Origin of the sequence: Vibrio sp. YT-17 (assembly GCF_033337375.1) — a bacterium.
GTDB classification, from domain to species: domain Bacteria; phylum Pseudomonadota; class Gammaproteobacteria; order Enterobacterales; family Vibrionaceae; genus Vibrio; species Vibrio alginolyticus.
Genome location: NZ_JAWOQP010000140.1, coordinates 1 through 1190 on the forward strand (window position 1 = coordinate 1; position 1190 = coordinate 1190).

Genomic DNA, 1190 nt, shown 5'->3' on the forward strand with positions numbered 1-1190 from the left:
TATGAATTAGTCGAAGATCTTAGCAACAACACCAGCACCTACTGTACGGCCACCTTCACGGATCGCGAAACGTAGACCTTCGTCCATTGCGATTGGTGCGATTAGCTCTACAGTCATCTGTACGTTGTCGCCTGGCATTACCATTTCTACGCCGTCTGGTAGCTGGATGTCACCAGTTACGTCAGTTGTACGGAAGTAGAACTGTGGACGGTAGCCTTTGAAGAATGGAGTGTGACGACCACCTTCATCTTTAGACAGTACGTATACTTCTGATTCGAACTTAGTGTGTGGAGTGATTGAACCAGGCTTAGCTAGTACTTGACCACGTTCAACTTCGTCACGCTTAGTACCACGTAGAAGTGCACCAACGTTCTCACCTGCACGGCCTTCGTCTAGAAGCTTACGGAACATCTCAACACCAGTACATGTAGTTGTAGTAGTGTCTTTGATACCTACGATAGCAACTTCGTCACCTACAGTTAGGATACCACGCTCGATACGGCCAGTTACTACTGTACCACGACCTTGGATTGAGAATACGTCTTCGATAGGCATTAGGAATGGCTGATCTACCGCACGCTCTGGCTCAGGGATGTAAGTATCTAGAGCTTCTGCTAGTTCAACGATTTTCGCTTCCCACTGCTCTTCGCCGTTTAGTGCGCCTAGTGCAGAACCTTGGATAACTGGTAGGTCATCACCTGGGAAATCGTATTCAGATAGAAGTTCACGAACTTCCATTTCTACTAGTTCTAGTAGCTCTTCATCGTCAACCATGTCACATTTGTTCATGAATACGATGATGTATGGGATACCAACCTGACGGCCTAGTAGGATGTGCTCACGAGTTTGTGGCATTGGGCCATCTGTCGCAGCAACAACTAGGATACCACCGTCCATCTGTGCAGCACCAGTGATCATGTTTTTAACATAGTCAGCGTGTCCTGGACAGTCAACGTGTGCGTAGTGGCGTGATGGAGTGTCGTACTCAACGTGAGAAGTTGCGATTGTGATACCGCGCTCACGCTCTTCTGGAGCGTTATCGATAGATGCGAAGTCTTTAGCTACACCGCCGTAAACTTTAGCAAGAGTAGTACAGATAGCTGCAGTTAGAGTTGTTTTACCGTGGTCAACGTGGCCGATAGTACCAACGTTAACGTGCGGTTTCGTACGTTCAAATTTTTCTTTAGACA

The 1190-nt window shown here is 47.3% G+C and carries 1 protein-coding gene; it reads right to left on the reverse strand.

Annotated features, from left to right (window positions below):
* Positions 1 to 6: 6 nt before the first annotated feature.
* On the reverse strand, positions 7 to 1190 hold a 1184-nt coding region (gene tuf / locus R7F67_RS24485), incomplete at its 5' end, for an elongation factor Tu (RefSeq protein ID WP_017822038.1).